Origin of the sequence: Neptuniibacter sp. QD37_11, from assembly GCF_047778105.1 — a bacterium.
Lineage (GTDB): Bacteria > Pseudomonadota > Gammaproteobacteria > Pseudomonadales > Balneatricaceae > Neptuniibacter.
In genome coordinates, this window is the sequence record NZ_CP180554.1 from 126,395 (window position 1) to 141,287 (window position 14,893).

Genomic DNA, 14,893 nt, shown 5'->3' on the forward strand with positions numbered 1-14,893 from the left:
ATAATATAAGGATAATAATTAATTAAACCTGAATGTCAAGCAGCATGCTGCCGAAGCTTTGCCGATTCCGAGGCGGGTATTTTGTAAAGAGCATTACTTCTCACCCAGCCTTCATCATCTTGAGGGACATCGAGCCTCATTTTAGGTAGATGAAGCTCAATGCCCTCTTTCTGCATCAAGTCTTTCGCCAAACTAACAGCATTGAAACCAAATTCCATTAAGTAAACATTGCCAATACCTGAAAGTAGGGTCTGCACGACTTCAACAAGATCTGATTTAAATTTAGCGTACCTTGATGGCAAGCTGCCTTGGAAATTATTAAGAAAGAATGCGCCGCACTCAGCTTTTACCACCAAGCCCCAAAGTAAAATCTTTTCGCCGTCATGAACTATAAGATTTTGACACTCTTCACGCAGATGGCTGCGATGATAATTCGATGTAAATCCTATGCAAACGCCCGGTACGGCAGCGCCCAAAGCACCAATAAGGTGGTTATGCGGGTAAAGGGAAATACTTAAGGGGCCCAATTTTTGGCTAATAACCGATTTTGATTCACTATCCTCTGGCACCTTAGGAACTTGGTTCAAGTAAGTTGAAAGTGTTTTCCCAAGAGTCATTGCTTTAATCGTATTGCGGCATTCAAGTTCATCAAAAATAAACCTCTTTTCTTCTGCCATGGAAATTACATCATCAATCAATTGAGGGTCATTCAGGAGTGTTGAGATAAGGTCGCTTAGTGAATTAAAGCTATTATGCTTAATTCTTGATAGGTGGTTGGTTGCTGCAGACTCCTTAATGGTGCGAAGAGTTGCTGCATTGAATCCCCCACCGCCTATTTCACTAGTAAGGAGTTTAAAAATTTTATTATTCAGTTCAGGATTGCATGGGTGTCTATCAATGGCATCCGCCAAGCCAAAAATATTTCGCAAATATGATGTAGCATGGTCATGAATATCTTGAGTATTTCTGTCGATCCAAAGTTTTTTACTAAACACTTGGGTGATGAGGTTTCTAATCGTGCTATGGTTGACACCGATTCGGGATAAAACGATATGCAAGTCGTAAATACCGCGCTTGGTATCATGAGCAAAGCGCATGAGGCCATCTATATGCATGTGATCCTCATAGGTTGCGATGGTTTTCCTAGATAACTTCATGCGCTTAATGCGCCTTAGTTCACCTTTAACCAAATTATTGGGCATGGTAAGGATGTATTTGGCTACCGGTCCATCTGTTGAATCGCGCGCTGAATATATTGCTTCAGAAATTTTTTGTTCTAGTAAATGTTCGTAAATTGGAAAGGCCGTTTTTAATTTAGTCACCACAAAGTGGATCTTCTCTGCGAGTGATTTACTTAGCGACTTACCAAACCCATATCTAAATTGGGACGTAAGGAGGAGAGAAAAAGCTTCTTGGTAGGTTTTTGCTCCCTTTTCCTTAAATACGGACTTAAAACACTGCCTAACAATGTGTTCCCATTTTGATTTAGTGAGTTTTCCGCTAAGTTTTTGCGGCTCTTCTGAGAAAGCTTTGCTGAGTTGGCGAGGTGTCCATATCTTCTCAAAAAACGATAGATATGACTCATGCAAAGTCTCTTTTCGCTCCTCCCGCCTTTCAATCTCAGCTTCCCAGTCCCCCTCAACCAGACCTGTTTCAAAGTCATATAGGTTAACTAAGGCCAATACGACTTCCTTAGGTCTGTATTGGGTGGTTATCCATGAAGAGCTATAGATATCATCAATGTTCTTTAATGAGGATAGGGTGATTTCAGTCCCTAGCTGCCGGTTGGCATGCATATACTCAACGTCTATGAAGTTCCCGTCATGCCAAATTAACGCAGGCAGTTCATCTCCGGACTGTATAAGTGATCGAATATGCTTTATGCTAAGTAGCGTTTTCACGTACCCAAAAGGGCAGTAACTCATGAAATGCTCTGGATTTTTTGTGAATATGCTATTGAGTCGTTTTAAGAATGGTTTCCATACCTCATCGCTATCAGGGAGTGTGTATTCCCCTGATCGCTTAAGAAGAATCTTATAGCCATGTTCTTTGAAGAAGCCACGAAGGCCTGAAAGGTAGATTTGATGGCCTTTAAAGTTTTCTTCGCAGGCATCAAGTTGCTTAATCAATAGTTCGCTCAATGCAGAACCCCACTATTACGCGCTTATTATTTTCCGTTATATTATCAATGGTAATATATGCTTTCAATACACATAGGCTTTATAAACTGCAAATGGCGATATAACATACTGCTTTTATTCAACTAATTTTTAATGAAGCCTAATTTCAAATTGCCTTGTAAACACCTAATCATGCATCAAGGTCGAGCTTAAAGGTATCTCATCAATAGGGTGTATACATGAGTGATCATAGTATGCGATGTGTCAGACAAACAAACTTTTTAAATCAGAAAACATTCCATAAACCTATGATTTAAAATAAAACTGGCCATGTGCTATAGTAACCCTATTGTAAAATAGACTTGGACAAAGAAATGGGTAATAACTGGTTGGTGGTAGACATCGTTTTTAATGCAGGGTTTACGGACGGAGATCAAGCTCAGCTCCTCCCCTTCTACCGCTGTACGATGCCAGATGTCTTGGGGCACAAGAAAGTGATATATACCCAATATACATTTGCCAAGGCTGACTCGTTTCAGCGAAAGCTTGATTATGAGAATCCACTCGGGGAGTATAAATGTGCTCTATTCGAACGTCTCGGGGGTGTAAGGCGCAATGTCCTTCGCTATATGGGGGATACGGGTGAGAAAGTCACAGCTGATCGGATTAGAAAGTGTCTGAATGATGCTGAAGATGGTGACTGCATTCTGTTTGCGTGGAGTCGGTCTAACACTGATGAGAAGCCATTCTATCAGGCACTAGATCTTATGGAGGGCGGAGCTCCCAATCCACAGGCGTGTAGTTTGGTAGAGAACCCAGAAGCAGAAGGGTTGAGTCTAGCCCCACCCTTCCAGTTTATACCCATGGATCAATTAACGCAGCGTTGAGTTACGTAAGGGTTGGAGTTGCCCTGTATTTGGAGAATGCGTACATTGCGTGTGCATTCCCAAGCTGAAACTGGGTACATCTTATCCCAAGCTTCCATTAGCTTACGTTGCTGACTGCTTAGTTTGAAGATTTTATAGGCGTCATCCATATAGAGGTGGGCCCGGGCGATTCTACCTCTCGCCCCAATTGGGGGTTCAGCCTGTTTGTTGTCAATTTTCATAGCGCAGGTGCCGAAGTCCACTTCCGCCGATGGGAGTTCAGTAAACTTGTAATTAAGACGTTGAGCGTTAACAGAACCCACTGCTGCGAAGATATTATGCAGGTCTGCTTGCATGTACTTGTAGGTCACATTAACTTTCTCAGCACAGCGTCGACCTTTGTACGTCTTGCCTTTGGAGGTGACGCATTCTGGGTGACCTTCCCGCCACTCTGAAAAGGCTCGACCGAAATTCTCTGCGGGGACCACATGTTCCCACTCAAGCTTATTCATTCGCTTAACATATTTCGTAGTATGGAACCCTTCAGGTAAATGAATTCTACCGGAGGCAGTAAATGCCGCGTTACAATACAAGGTGCGACGGTGATCGTTGTACACCTGTGCAGTGAGTAGCTTCTTTGATTTATTAAAAGATGTGATGGTTTTATTCTGCAGCACGGGCTCGGCGAATGTTGAGGCCGCAAGTGCCGTGTTGGCAGCTAGGGTCAGGCAGGTGAGTGCAATGGATACTTTAAGCAAAAGAAGCTCCTAGTCTTTTTTATCATGATAGTATTATACTGAGCTAAGCCATATAATCCAGTGAATATGTAGGTGACATTAAAGCCTTACAGCCAATAAGCCAATACTATAAGGCAAATAAAAACTTGCCATGTGGATTTTTTTTGTTATTATGGCACAACGATTAATAACCCATATATTAAGGTGTGACATCGAATCTGGCTGGGAGATACTAATTAGCCTTGTTGTGTGGTGTCTGCAGATAAAAAATGAAACTTAAACTTCCAAGCATTAACATCAAACTCCCTTCTTTTATGGGGAGGCTGAAAGGCAAAATAGGCAGCAAGCGCGGTGGCCTTACTGTCCTGTCGTTTGATGGGCATGGTACTGGCTTAGTTCATTTCACCGCAAGCGGTGAAGTGAATGTCTGTGAGCATGTGGCTACACAGGACATGTCGGATGTAAAGAAGGCTGTTTCTGCTGCAGGTATATCTAATACACCTGCCCTTTTTGTACTTAACCCATCAGATTACCATCTTAATCTTGTTAAAAAGCCTAATGTTCCTGATGAGGAGCTTAGTAGTGCCCTCTTGTGGGAAACTGCAGAACTCACAGGCTTAGATCTTCAAACCGGACTGAATGACTTCATGCTTTTGCCTAATGATGCGTATCGATCGCGTGAGTGCATGGTGTATAGCTGTACGGTCAGTAAGCAGCGCGTAGATGTCCTAAGTAGGTGGTGTGAAGAAGTTGGGCTACATCTGGAAGGCATTACTGTTCCGGAGGCCGCAGCATCATTGCCAGTAAGCAGTAAGGCTGGTGATGCGGCGATTGGTGTACTCTCCATTGGTGGAGCGAAAAGCTCAATCAACATGCTTGCAAATAAGCATTTGTACATGACTCGCCAAATGGATTACTCGGGCGAAACAGACTTCTCACGGGTTCAGCAGGCAATTCTTGAGATTCAGCGAACATTTGACTACTTCCGCAGTCAGGTCGGCGGGCCGATGACGGATACCCTCTACCTCCCGCCTGAGGCAGGTGGTAGTGAGTTTGCAGGCCTGCTTCATGAGATGCTTCAGGTTAATGTCGAGTACTACCCTATTCGTGAGCTTGTCAGCCTGAAGGTTGATATAGAAGATGGCGTATTAGGTCAGTGCTTCACAGCATTGATGGCCGGGCATGTGCAGCTGAAAAAGATTGCCCCGGAAGTTAAACAGGCGATCCACATCAGTGTGGGAAAGATCGTTGAAGATAAGAAAAAACAAAAGAAAACAACTACGGGCTCAATGTCACTTACCAAAGCTGCAAGCATTACAGGTGGCTTAGGTGTTGGCACATTAGCTCTATCTGCGGGCTTAACGTGGTACGCGGGTGAACTAAATAAAGAACACAATATCCTCCAGACAAAGAAGGCTTCAGTGATTGAGCAGGTTGCAGTTGAACAAGAGCGCCTTGCTAGCATGAAGCCTACTGCGGAATTAGTTGCCAAGAAAGACTCGCTCAACAATGAGTTGGAATCACTTAGACTACTGACACAGCTGATCGACCAGATTCAGGATAAGCAAACAATTCCTCTATCTAGCTACTTGCGCTCGTTCTCTAAAGCAACGCTGATTGACACATGGGTTACCCATTTTGTAGTTGATATAGAAAATAAGATTTTCGGTATGACTGGGTATGCTAATACCCCACCTGCAGTCACAAAGCTACTGGAGTCTGTGGCTAAAGCCGAGGCCTACAAAGGTATCGAGTTTGATAAGTTGGATGTAAAAAGTGAAGAACACCCTTCTGAGTTTACTGCTGCGGGGGAGCTAAATATTTATGAATAAGCGTTGGCAGAATTTCGAAAAGAAGTGGAAGAAGATTAGTAAGCGTGAGCGTGCACTGATCATGGGTACTATCTTGGTCTTTATTGGTGCAATGAGTTTCGTGTTCATGCTTGAGCCATCGGTCAAGACAATCAACACAGTGCCCTCAAAGATCTCGGCTCTAGAGAAGCAAATTAAGGCGCAAGAGCAGATCCTTGCCACTCTAAAGATGCAAACAGCCATAGATCCAAACAAAGAGGTTCTAGCTACGATCGATCGGCTTGAAAAAGCGATTAAAGATCAGAAGAGTGATCTGAAAGAGGCATCAGCAAGCTTGGTGTCTCCAGATCAGATGCTGGCCATGATGGAATCTGTTTTAACTAAAGAGAAAGGCGTATCACTTCTGCGTGTACGCAATCTTCCCAAGGAAGAGTTAGAGCTTAAGTCTGATAAAAAAGAAAAGCATAAGGCTGCGGTAACTGCCTTGCTATACGTGCATCCACTTGAGGTGGAGCTGAAAGGCACGTACCAAGGCTTGTTTGACTACATCAATAAGCTGGAAGGCTTGGACGGTGTCTTCTTCTGGGATGTACTTGAATACAATGTGGATGAGCATCCTTATGCCCACATTCGCCTAAAAGTGCACACGCTTAGTTATGATGAGGGGTGGCTCGGTGTTTAAGTTCTCCTCTCTACTCGTTGCAATGCTGATATCAGCACCGGTTCACGCTGAAATTTTGGAGTTTGATCCTACTGCTCCGCGCGCAAAGAAACTGGCTGATATCGAGGCTGCAGAAAAGCCTGTTGCAACTCAAAGTAAAAAGAAAGTGACCTATTACAAGGTGACAGCAATTTTCAGTAATGACACGGCTCCATCAGCGTTGGTCAACAACCGATGGGTATCAATTAATGACCGTGTCGGTAGTGCCGTAGTGGAAAGTATTGCTGCAGATCGCGTAACGCTGCGAGTGGGTAAATCCCTGCGCGTTATCAAAATGAAACAAGATTCAGATTTTAAACATGCCGTGCGCAAATAATAAGGATTCGAATATGAAGCGCCTTACAATGACAGTAGCAATTGCATCAGCACTCGCAATGACGGGGTGTGGATCATTCCAGCCGAAGTCTCCTACACCTAAGCAAGAAAGTGTTGCAGCACTGGAGCAGGCTATCCAAATGAACAAGCTTCTCAATGAGTTATCGCCACATTCTCATGTAAAGGCTGATGGTCAATGGGGTGGCGTTAACATTAAAGATCTGGCGGAAGCACATAAGGCAATGAAGGCAAAAGAGGCAGTGACCTCTAGGGCTACATCGACCACTACTGAGCAAGGCCCTTCCGTGGGCAGCGCGACTAAAGCTGCAACTACCCATGTGGTTTCGACACAGAAAACTACTGAGTTAAAAGCCCAGCAGAAAGCAAAAGCACCAGTGAAGCCGAAAACAATTGCCGAGCTGCAGAAGGCCCGATTTAACATCAAGGTCGACAACCTGCCTGCTCAGAAATTTTTTAAGGGCTTGGTACGAAATACCGGCTATAACATGATGGTGCACCACTCCATCGAAGGGAATGTCTCTGTAGAGCTTTCCAATGTTACGGTTCCAGAAGTTATGGAAGCGATGCGCAAAATGTATGGCTACGAATATACCTTTGAGAAAAATCTGTATCAGGTAGTGCCTGCAACGCTGCAAACAGAAATGTTCCGCGTTAACTATTTAGATATCGTGCGTAACGGACAGTCTGAAACTCAAGTGAGTGCGGGCTCTTTGAGCGCAGGAAATGACAATAACGGCACCGTTGGTACTCAAATCTCGACAGAAACCGAGTCCGATTTCTGGGGTAAGCTGGAAGAAACGCTGGCTGTTATGGTTCAGGGCGAAGGTCGACATGTTGTCGTAACCCCTCAAACCGGCGTTGTCGTGGTTCGAGGATTCCCTAGCGAGCTGGCAACGGTTCGGAACTACCTAGCTGAAGCAGAAGATGTGCTGCATCGTCAGGTTTATATTGAAGCTAAGATCTTAGAAGTCTCACTGGATGATGGTTTTCAGTCCGGCATTAATTGGTCAATTCTTGGAAGCCCGGGCAACGGCAAAAATGTAATGTTCCAGCAAACAGGTGCTACTCTATCTCAGAATGACTTAATTGGAGGGATCTTCCGAGCTGACCTGAGTCTGAAGGACTTTACAGCGATTATCGATCTGCTGGACTCACAGGGTGAAGTGCAAGTGCTCTCCAGCCCACGAGTATCCACTGTAAACAACCAGAAGGCCGTTATTCGTGTCGGTTCAGATGAGTTCTTTGTAACTGATATTGAAACTACGCAGACTACCGGTGATAACGTGACGGTTAATCCAAGCATCGAATTGACCCCATTCTTCTCAGGGATCGCATTGGATGTCACACCGCAAGTATCGGAAGATGGCAGTATCGTACTTCATGTCCACCCTACTGTATCTGAAGTACTCGATCAGCAAAAACAGATTGTTGTTGGTGATGCGGATTTCAATATCCCGCTGGCACTAAGCTCAATTCGTGAATCTGACAGTATTGTTAGGGCGAAAAGTGGTCAGGTAATCGTAATCGGCGGTCTTATGACCTCCTCCCTTAAGGATACTGAAGCGGGTGCTGCTGGCCTAAAAGATGCGCCGATCTTTGGTGGCCTGTTTACACAGAATCGGACTGCGCAGAAGAAAACAGAGTTGGTCATCTTGCTTCGCCCGGTACTGGCCGATAGTGAGTTAATGGATAATGAGCTTCAGCGTACATTGACCAGTTTTAAAAACTTTGACTAGTTAGTTACAGGTTAGAAATGAGCCGGTATTGCGAAAGCGGTACCAGCTTTTGTATGGGGTAAATATGAAGATTACAAGGGTAATGAACTAAGCAACAATGAAATTATGTGGTACGGAATGTTTGGGATTATAGTAGGTGAAATATATATGACATTAGAGCTGATAACTGCCAGCATCTAAATGAAAAAAGCATTAAAGACATCAAGTTAATTGCCGATATAATAATTGCAGCTTGGGTAGTCTGACACCCTGAAGGGGGCTGCAAGAATAAGGGGGCCTTAGGTCCCCTATTTCTTTTCTAGTAGTGGCGTCTTCCGCTTAGAATGCTAAGGTCGCACGGAATACAATCACCCGGCCCATCACAGCCGCCGCATTTCTGACCAGATGGGATACAGTGGGCCACATCTACGCACCCAGAAGGTATGCACTCATCGCATCGGCTATCTTTTTTCTTGCCCTTATCCTTTCTCTTTTTCCCCTCGGACTTTTCTTCTTCCATAATTGACCTGTAGGCATCGCCACAGTCAGCAAATCGCTGACGAATCGATGAAAAGCCCTTTAATACGCCCTTCTCGGCAATGATCTTGATAACTGCACCCGAACACGAATCGCCTTTATGGTACGCGGCATGCGCACAGCGAAAGCCTTTGTAGGGAGAAATAAAACGCTGGTAAAGGCGAATTCCCCAAATTGCCACTTTTTTCATAATGTTTCCTTATTGTTTTTATGCTGATTACTATAACACGAATAAATAAATTAAAAAATATTGAGAATAATATTTGACATAGTAATAATCGTCATGTAGAGTTGTATGTATTCTCAAATTTCAAGATTTATTTTAGGTATCGTGATGAACAACATTATTCGCATTCAACAACAGAGACAGCCTAGCCCGGTGTGGCCAGTGGCTCCTGTTCGTGTGCAAATAATTAGCCACGATACTTAACCAATCTCAACTTTCTGAGGTGGTTAGGTAAAGCCCCTCAGAGAGATTCTCAATACATATCCGTATTTAGGCTCTGAGGGCAACGCTTTCAGAGCTTTTTGCTTTGGGCGTTAAACGCTCTTTAAAAATATGGATTTACGTAAAATACGCATGTAGCTCAGTTGGAATAGAGCGCCGTCCTACGAAGTCGGAAGTCGGGGGTTCGAGTCCCTCCATGCGTGCCGCCTGCTTAGCTCAATTGGGAGAGCGCCGTCTTTACACGTCGGAGGTCGCTGGTTCGATTCCAGCAGCAGGCACCATCTCGGTGTAGCTCAGCTTGGTAGAGCACGTGGTTTGGGACCACGGGGTCGTCAGTTCGAATCTGGCCACCGAGACCAACATTCTCTCTGTGTAGCTCAGTCTGGTAGAGCACTCGGTTTGGGACCGAGGGGTCACAGGTTCAATTCCTGTTACAGAGACCAAACCTTTGGAAGGGGCATGGCGCAGTTGGTAGCGCACCGGAATTTGACTCCGGGTGTCACAGGTTCGAGTCCTGTTGCCCCCGCCAAAGGTTTGGTAGGCGAATGTTTACTGGTCTTATAGCTCAATTGGTTAGAGCAGCGTCCTCATAAGACGAAGGTTTCGGGTTCAAGTCCCGGTGGGACCACCAGTTTTTAAATGCCGGATAGCTTAGTTGGAAGAGCGGCGGATTCTGATTCCGCAGGTCGCAGGTTCGAGTCCTGCTCCGGTAGCCACGGATCTATAGCTCAGTTGGTAGAGCGCACCCCTGATAAGGGTGAGGCCACTGGTTCAAATCCAGTTAGATCCACCAGTTTACTTAAATGCCGGATAGCTCAGCTGGAAGAGCGGCGGATTCTGATTCCGCAGGTCGCAGGTTCGAGTCCTGCTCCGGTAGCCACGGATCTATAGCTCAGTTGGTAGAGCGCACCCCTGATAAGGGTGAGGCCACTGGTTCAAATCCAGTTAGATCCACCAGTTTACTTAAATGCCGGATAGCTCAGCTGGAAGAGCGGCGGATTCTGATTCCGCAGGTCGCAGGTTCGAGTCCTGCTCCGGTAGCCAAGGTTCTGTAGCTCAATGGCAGAGCGCGCCCCTGATAAGGGCGAGGACGCAAGATCGGTACTTGCCGGAACCACCAATTTCTAGGTCGGTAGCTCCAATTGGCAGAGCAGCGGATTCCAAATCCGATGGCTGGGGGTTCGAGTCCCTCCCGACCTGCCAAACACCAACACCAAAAGGAAAACATGATGAAAGACTGTAAGTACTGCCAAGCTCTTAGTGAATGTATTGAGATGCTAAATCGTTTTCAGGGTAAGTTTAATCAAGTGCTTGATGAAGAAATTAAGCGTCAAAAGGCAGTAAGTCTAGAATCAAATCCCCTAAGTTTAAAGGTGTCAAAATGAGTAAAGAAAGCCACGTTCGATGTATGGCACTGATTAATGTGATTGAATCCGAATTAAATTACATTGCAAGCCTAACTGGACATTGTACATTTGAAGAATTTATAAAGATGTCAAATTCAGAAAAAGAAGCCATTCATCAAACATTGCATTAATCAGCATATTCATTATAGTTAAATAAACTTTAACCAAGTTTGGTTTGCAATATGTCTGATAGCTTAAAAGCGTTTCGTGCTGAAGTTCGTGAGGCATTAGAATGCCTTCCTGCAGTGGGTAATCCTTCAAAAACAAGGGCAAGTCAGCGCTATGATGAAATGGAGCGACTAAAAGCTGCACAGACCGTGGCTGCCAAGTTAAACGTTAACCTATCACAGGCCGAGATTTTTAACGGATACATTAAGGGTGATCAAACCCTATCAACAAATGCGTACAAGGAAGATCCATATACATGGGCTGCAAATCTGGGCTTAAAGTTTATGAAGCGCTTAAATCTTCAGTTTTGATATAAACCATAAGGTAGTAGTACCCCTCTTTCACTTCTAAATCACACCACGAGCATTCCGATAGTGCCTTCCTATAAGGGGCTGGCAGGGATTTTGTGTGCATAAAAACAACCAGATGGAGTAAGGCATGAGCGATGAAACGTATCATCTTTGTAAGGCAGTTTTGATCAGTATTGAGCTTGAGCTCAAGAAGACACTAATGGGCTTAGAGAATAATAGGCGATTGGAGAAAGACTATGGTAATTCAGTTGACCAACACTCTAAGGCTTAGAAGAAGACTTAAAGACGAAGGCATTTCCAAGATTAGTTCGGTTAGCTTGGAGAGCTCATCAGCAAATCAAGTAAAACAGGATGATTTAGCAAAGCAGGCATTAAACATACTTGATGCCAGTAGAGCAGGTTTAACAACCGAATATTCTGATTGGTAACCGCCTATAGCTTAATGGATTCAAAGTACGAGGCTTCTAACCTCTTGATCCGGGTTCGAGTCCCGGTAGGCGGTCCAATGCTTCGATAACTCAGTTGGTAGAGTGCCACCATGACGAGGTGGAAGTCACTGGTTCGAATCCAGTTCGAAGCACCAACTCTCTCTGTATAGCTCAGTTTGGTAGAGCACTTGGCTGGGGGCCAAGGGGTCACGGGTTCGAATCCTGTTACAGAGACCAATTCTATGTCGTAGGGGTATGGCGCAGCTGGTAGCGCAATGGAATTTGACTCCATAGGTCGCAGGTTCGAATCCTGCTACCCCCGCCATAGAATTGGTAGGCGAGTTTGCGTGCCAATTAATCAATTAAAGGAGTACGCATGAGTGAAAACGTAGTAAAATGTATTGATTACAATACAATACAAAAAGAGTTTGAGCGGGCTTTTCTTGAGGCTTTAAACAACATGAAGCCTGAAGATGTAGATAAGCTTTCATTCTTTTGCCGAGACCTTGAGTAGACAAATACGCCATTAGCTCAGCGGAATAGAGCACCGGATTTCGGCTCCGGGGGTCGGGGGTTCGAATCCCTCATGGCGTGCCATCTTTAACCCTACAAGTGCCCCACCCTCCCATATTATTTGGAAGGGGTATGAGGCCTGCTTCATCTCTTAAGTCGCAAACAAGGTTCAAGGGCACCCCGCCCGCTTCGCTGTTAGCTTCATATGTAGCCTTAGATGCATACCAGCCTTCATAAACCACATAACCTTCAATGAAATTAATGACTTGCGTGATGATGGGTTCATGAGGAAGCAATAGTCCAAATAAAGAAAACCCTTTCCATTCCGGAAAGTAATATCTCCCTTCAGCGTCAGTAATAGTGCGCTTAGAGATCATTTCATTACCCCAATGCCAATGAGCTTTCTACTCCACCACAATCCCTTCAACGGGTAACTCATCTCGCAAGACTACTCCAGTCACTTCAGAAAATAACACCACATTGCCAAAGATCTTCATCAACACTACCACAAAAAAAATCCTAACATACAGAATCCTAGTACTGTCATTTGTAAATCAACCATAGAACACAATTAGATTAATTGTTATTATAGTAATAGATAATAATAAGGATAGCATTATGGCTGTCAGAAAAACCAATGCTCATGAATTCACTCATGACTTTGGGCACATGCTCGCAACAGGTGAAGTTTACTCAAAGCCGATTTTAAATTTCAGTGATAAATTTAAGCAATATGCGATGAGTACTCTCCTTGCAGCGCAGCTACTAGGTATTGGCAATACGGCACTAGCGTCCACTCATGAGAACAATACTGTCAATAACTCTCCAACGAAACCTCAAGTTGAACAACAGGTGCAGGCAAACCAAGATTCGCTGTTATTCCGCGATAATATTTATGTTAGGGATGGCGTGTTGATCCTTAAGAATTCTGGAGACGCTTACCATAGTGCTTCAGGAGTTACTTATGGCTTGCAAAAAGCTGAAGTTCAAAAGTTCTTCAACTCCCTCTCTGATGAGCAGGTCCTCACATTTCATAATAATATGGCTAATCCATCTGAATACATAAGCAAAGTACGGCCTTATGCAAAAGACGATTTTAATTACCATGACTTTAATTCAGCAGATGATGCACGAGCTTTCTATACGTATTACCTCCATGATCAAAGCAGCAAAATAGGGATGTCTGGGAAAGCAATAAACAAAACATTGTCGGAAGACTATGTTGCCCTTCCCTTTGGTGCAGCTTGTGTATATACAGCCTCGCAAAACCTATTTGAAGATTGGAAGCTGAACTTTATAGAAACCGAAAATGGCGAAACCGTATTTCACCACAATGAAGCAATTGCTAAGAGCGCAGGGATTACACCGAAAATCCCATCGTATACAGGGTTTTATGGTGTTTCTACAGGGGAAAAATTGAAGCATGGCATCGCATCTGATTTTGCGATTGATCATGAAGAAAACCATTGTCTATTTGAAGGAAGCAGTAGGAAATTCGTTATTGAATATCTAAAGCATACACAAGAATACGACTCGCAAACAGCCCTTCTTGATTCAGTAAAAGCTGGCAGAGCGGATACGCGGGGCGTCGTTGCTGATTACAGGTTAGAGTTGGCAGGCCGTCTTAGAATGGAAAGATTACACACCGATTTTAAAGATACTGTTGATGAGTTTCATAGTGATGCCAAGGCTATAGCTGGGTTTATTGCTTCAGAAGGCCATAAAGGAAATAGTGTAAAACAAAGCACTATTGAAAATATGGGTGAAGGCGATACGCCCGTGGATCAACTCTACCGATCATATGCGGCAATTAGGTCAATGTCGCTATCTAGCAATTACGATGTGATTCATAACACTCTCGGCTTCATGGAGGAAAATAAGGAGCACTTCAACCATACAGGAATGGATTGGGAGTTAGTTGATGCAAATATCGCAAGTAATTACGATGCGGAATTTGAGGACTTTATAAAGGATTACTTAGTGATGGAAATGGTCGAGAGCGAGGGCTTGGGTTCTGAGGATAAGGACTTAGACGGTATGTATATGCATTATACGGATTTGTATCTAGCATCACATGCAGAAAGCTTTGATGGATTGTTTCCAGATCAAGAAGAGGCGCTGCAATTGTGGAATGCGCGGGTAGATTTGCTTGATAAATATGCTGGTTCTGCCATGAGTGACAGCGTGGCGCAGCATTATCGAAGCTATGGAGAGGCTCATATTAATCATTTTTATGAATCTAAGATGACTTTGGATAATGCTAAATATCTTGATGATCCCTCAGGGCTCGAGAAGGCAATCAGTCGACTAAGTTCGATTGATAGCGAATCCGATCTCGGTTTTGAGCAGCGTGAAAATAAATACGCACTTCAATTAACTGGCAAAACAATGGAGCAAATACAGCAAGAAGCATTACGCCAAGAGGCAATGGAGTCTGCTCCGGAACTTGAAACACAAAACAGAAGCTTATAGTAAAAACACTGGATTGAGTTAATATTATGAAAACAATTACACCCTCAGAAATCTACCTAAGTAAACGTAACATGGTTGCCATGGTCTTTGATGAGTCGATCGATATCTTCGATAGTATGGTCTCATTAAAGGGTAATGAAGTCATTTTCAGTGGCAGAAATGGTCAATTGAAAATAGATATCAACAACCGGCAATTTGCAAATGCAATGCGAGCTAAAGAAAAGTTTTATATCTTTGAGCCCAGTTCAATTGGGAATGCGGTACTTTGCGAGTTCGACAACATCCATTAATTTATAAGTCTAAT

At 44.0% G+C, this 14,893-nt stretch carries 14 protein-coding genes, 16 tRNA genes and 1 pseudogene; 27 read left to right on the forward strand and 4 right to left on the reverse strand.

The window, feature by feature from the left end; all coding sequences use genetic code 11:
- Positions 1 to 35: 35 nt before the first annotated feature.
- A complete protein-coding gene (locus ACMXYT_RS17865) occupies positions 36 to 2,129 on the reverse strand; it encodes a hypothetical protein (protein WP_415912970.1) in 2,094 nt (697 codons plus the stop codon).
- A gap of 365 nt (positions 2,130 to 2,494) precedes the next feature.
- Here ACMXYT_RS17865 and ACMXYT_RS17870 point away from each other — a divergent pair, with 365 nt between their 5' ends.
- The gene (locus ACMXYT_RS17870; RefSeq protein ID WP_415912971.1) at positions 2,495 to 3,007 is read left to right on the forward strand and encodes a hypothetical protein; all 513 of its coding nucleotides are present in this window, start codon (positions 2,495 to 2,497) and stop codon (positions 3,005 to 3,007) included.
- Here the strand turns inward: ACMXYT_RS17870 and ACMXYT_RS17875 are convergent.
- Positions 2,989 to 3,498 (reverse strand): endonuclease, encoded by a 510-nt coding sequence (locus ACMXYT_RS17875; RefSeq protein WP_415912972.1) that lies wholly within the window; start codon positions 3,496 to 3,498, stop codon positions 2,989 to 2,991. The two genes, ACMXYT_RS17870 and ACMXYT_RS17875, sit on opposite strands and share 19 nt — an antisense overlap.
- 494 nt (positions 3,499 to 3,992) lie before the next feature.
- On the opposite strand from ACMXYT_RS17875, the gene ACMXYT_RS17880 reads away from it, so the two are divergent.
- From ACMXYT_RS17880 to mshL, 4 genes are read left to right on the forward strand one after another with little or no spacing between them, the layout of a single operon-like run.
- On the forward strand, positions 3,993 to 5,555 hold the full coding sequence (locus ACMXYT_RS17880) for a hypothetical protein (protein WP_415912973.1): 1,563 nt from the start codon (positions 3,993 to 3,995) through the stop codon (positions 5,553 to 5,555).
- Positions 5,548 to 6,216: a hypothetical protein gene (locus ACMXYT_RS17885; protein ID WP_415912974.1), complete on the forward strand. Its 669-nt coding sequence runs from the start codon at positions 5,548 to 5,550 to the stop codon at positions 6,214 to 6,216. Before ACMXYT_RS17880 ends, ACMXYT_RS17885 begins: the two co-directional genes overlap by 8 nt.
- Positions 6,209 to 6,571 (forward strand): hypothetical protein, encoded by a 363-nt coding sequence (locus ACMXYT_RS17890; RefSeq protein ID WP_415912975.1) that lies wholly within the window; start codon positions 6,209 to 6,211, stop codon positions 6,569 to 6,571. The genes ACMXYT_RS17885 and ACMXYT_RS17890 overlap by 8 nt, the downstream gene beginning before the upstream one ends.
- A gap of 13 nt (positions 6,572 to 6,584) precedes the next feature.
- Positions 6,585 to 8,327, forward strand: coding sequence for a pilus (MSHA type) biogenesis protein MshL (gene mshL / locus ACMXYT_RS17895; RefSeq protein ID WP_415912976.1), 1,743 nt, complete (start codon positions 6,585 to 6,587; stop codon positions 8,325 to 8,327).
- Between the two features lie 298 nt (positions 8,328 to 8,625).
- On the opposite strand, the gene yidD is transcribed toward mshL, so the two are convergent.
- A complete protein-coding gene (gene yidD, locus ACMXYT_RS17900; RefSeq protein ID WP_415912977.1) occupies positions 8,626 to 9,033 on the reverse strand; it encodes a membrane protein insertion efficiency factor YidD in 408 nt (135 codons plus the stop codon).
- 386 nt (positions 9,034 to 9,419) lie between these two features.
- Here yidD and ACMXYT_RS17905 point away from each other — a divergent pair.
- The 20 genes from ACMXYT_RS17905 (at position 9,420) to ACMXYT_RS18000 (ending at position 12,201) form a co-directional block, all read left to right on the forward strand.
- Positions 9,420 to 9,494: transfer RNA gene (locus ACMXYT_RS17905), tRNA-Arg, on the forward strand.
- A 2-nt stretch (positions 9,495 to 9,496) separates the two neighbouring features.
- Positions 9,497 to 9,572, forward strand: a tRNA-Val gene (locus ACMXYT_RS17910).
- 1 nt (position 9,573) lies between these two features.
- Positions 9,574 to 9,650, forward strand: a tRNA-Pro gene (locus ACMXYT_RS17915).
- A gap of 7 nt (positions 9,651 to 9,657) precedes the next feature.
- Positions 9,658 to 9,734, forward strand: a tRNA-Pro gene (locus tag ACMXYT_RS17920).
- A 111-nt stretch (positions 9,735 to 9,845) separates the two neighbouring features.
- A tRNA-Ile gene (locus tag ACMXYT_RS17925) sits at positions 9,846 to 9,922 on the forward strand.
- Positions 9,923 to 9,931: 9 nt separating this feature from the next.
- Positions 9,932 to 10,007 (forward strand) — tRNA-Gln (locus ACMXYT_RS17930).
- A 1-nt stretch (position 10,008) separates the two neighbouring features.
- Positions 10,009 to 10,084: transfer RNA gene (locus tag ACMXYT_RS17935), tRNA-Ile, on the forward strand.
- An 11-nt stretch (positions 10,085 to 10,095) separates the two neighbouring features.
- Positions 10,096 to 10,171 (forward strand) — tRNA-Gln (locus tag ACMXYT_RS17940).
- Between the two features lies 1 nt (position 10,172).
- Positions 10,173 to 10,248: transfer RNA gene (locus ACMXYT_RS17945), tRNA-Ile, on the forward strand.
- An 11-nt stretch (positions 10,249 to 10,259) separates the two neighbouring features.
- A tRNA-Gln gene (locus ACMXYT_RS17950) sits at positions 10,260 to 10,335 on the forward strand.
- Between the two features lies 1 nt (position 10,336).
- A tRNA-Ile gene (locus ACMXYT_RS17955) sits at positions 10,337 to 10,411 on the forward strand.
- A gap of 6 nt (positions 10,412 to 10,417) precedes the next feature.
- A tRNA-Trp gene (locus ACMXYT_RS17960) sits at positions 10,418 to 10,494 on the forward strand.
- Positions 10,495 to 10,672: 178 nt separating this feature from the next.
- Positions 10,673 to 10,828, forward strand: coding sequence for a hypothetical protein (locus ACMXYT_RS17965; RefSeq protein ID WP_415912978.1), 156 nt, complete (start codon positions 10,673 to 10,675; stop codon positions 10,826 to 10,828).
- 51 nt (positions 10,829 to 10,879) lie between these two features.
- Positions 10,880 to 11,176, forward strand: coding sequence for a hypothetical protein (locus ACMXYT_RS17970; protein WP_415912979.1), 297 nt, complete (start codon positions 10,880 to 10,882; stop codon positions 11,174 to 11,176).
- Positions 11,177 to 11,412: 236 nt separating this feature from the next.
- The gene (locus ACMXYT_RS17975) at positions 11,413 to 11,604 is read left to right on the forward strand and encodes a hypothetical protein (protein ID WP_415912980.1); all 192 of its coding nucleotides are present in this window, start codon (positions 11,413 to 11,415) and stop codon (positions 11,602 to 11,604) included.
- Positions 11,605 to 11,681, forward strand: a tRNA-Arg gene (locus tag ACMXYT_RS17980).
- Between the two features lie 2 nt (positions 11,682 to 11,683).
- Positions 11,684 to 11,759: transfer RNA gene (locus tag ACMXYT_RS17985), tRNA-Val, on the forward strand.
- Between the two features lie 5 nt (positions 11,760 to 11,764).
- Positions 11,765 to 11,841, forward strand: a tRNA-Pro gene (locus ACMXYT_RS17990).
- Between the two features lie 139 nt (positions 11,842 to 11,980).
- Positions 11,981 to 12,118 (forward strand): hypothetical protein, encoded by a 138-nt coding sequence (locus ACMXYT_RS17995; protein ID WP_415912981.1) that lies wholly within the window; start codon positions 11,981 to 11,983, stop codon positions 12,116 to 12,118.
- A gap of 6 nt (positions 12,119 to 12,124) precedes the next feature.
- Positions 12,125 to 12,201, forward strand: a tRNA-Arg gene (locus tag ACMXYT_RS18000).
- Here the strand turns inward: ACMXYT_RS18000 and ACMXYT_RS18005 are convergent.
- Positions 12,189 to 12,503, reverse strand: a pseudogene (locus tag ACMXYT_RS18005) (DUF6795 domain-containing protein); the annotation flags it as partial. The gene ACMXYT_RS18000 and the pseudogene ACMXYT_RS18005 overlap by 13 nt on opposite strands.
- Before the next feature lie 232 nt (positions 12,504 to 12,735).
- Here ACMXYT_RS18005 and ACMXYT_RS18010 point away from each other — a divergent pair.
- Together ACMXYT_RS18010 and ACMXYT_RS18015 are read left to right on the forward strand one after the other, a co-directional pair.
- Positions 12,736 to 14,589: a hypothetical protein gene (locus ACMXYT_RS18010; RefSeq protein ID WP_415912982.1), complete on the forward strand. Its 1,854-nt coding sequence runs from the start codon at positions 12,736 to 12,738 to the stop codon at positions 14,587 to 14,589.
- A gap of 26 nt (positions 14,590 to 14,615) precedes the next feature.
- The gene (locus tag ACMXYT_RS18015) at positions 14,616 to 14,879 is read left to right on the forward strand and encodes a hypothetical protein (protein ID WP_415912983.1); all 264 of its coding nucleotides are present in this window, start codon (positions 14,616 to 14,618) and stop codon (positions 14,877 to 14,879) included.
- Positions 14,880 to 14,893: the final 14 nt, after the last annotated feature.

Coding starts and splice junctions, on each gene's coding strand:
- ACMXYT_RS18015 (WP_415912983.1), top strand. CDS start 14,616: ATGAAAACAATTACACCCTCAGAAATCTACCTAAGTAAACGTAACATG.
- ACMXYT_RS17885 (WP_415912974.1), top strand. CDS start 5,548: ATGAATAAGCGTTGGCAGAATTTCGAAAAGAAGTGGAAGAAGATTAGT.
- ACMXYT_RS17970 (WP_415912979.1), top strand. CDS start 10,880: ATGTCTGATAGCTTAAAAGCGTTTCGTGCTGAAGTTCGTGAGGCATTA.
- ACMXYT_RS17975 (WP_415912980.1), top strand. CDS start 11,413: ATGGTAATTCAGTTGACCAACACTCTAAGGCTTAGAAGAAGACTTAAA.
- ACMXYT_RS17880 (WP_415912973.1), top strand. CDS start 3,993: ATGAAACTTAAACTTCCAAGCATTAACATCAAACTCCCTTCTTTTATG.
- ACMXYT_RS17995 (WP_415912981.1), top strand. CDS start 11,981: ATGAGTGAAAACGTAGTAAAATGTATTGATTACAATACAATACAAAAA.
- ACMXYT_RS17870 (WP_415912971.1), top strand. CDS start 2,495: ATGGGTAATAACTGGTTGGTGGTAGACATCGTTTTTAATGCAGGGTTT.
- ACMXYT_RS17965 (WP_415912978.1), top strand. CDS start 10,673: ATGAGTAAAGAAAGCCACGTTCGATGTATGGCACTGATTAATGTGATT.
- mshL (WP_415912976.1), top strand. CDS start 6,585: ATGAAGCGCCTTACAATGACAGTAGCAATTGCATCAGCACTCGCAATG.
- ACMXYT_RS18010 (WP_415912982.1), top strand. CDS start 12,736: ATGGCTGTCAGAAAAACCAATGCTCATGAATTCACTCATGACTTTGGG.
- ACMXYT_RS17875 (WP_415912972.1), bottom strand. CDS start 3,498: ATGAATAAGCTTGAGTGGGAACATGTGGTCCCCGCAGAGAATTTCGGT.
- yidD (WP_415912977.1), bottom strand. CDS start 9,033: ATGAAAAAAGTGGCAATTTGGGGAATTCGCCTTTACCAGCGTTTTATT.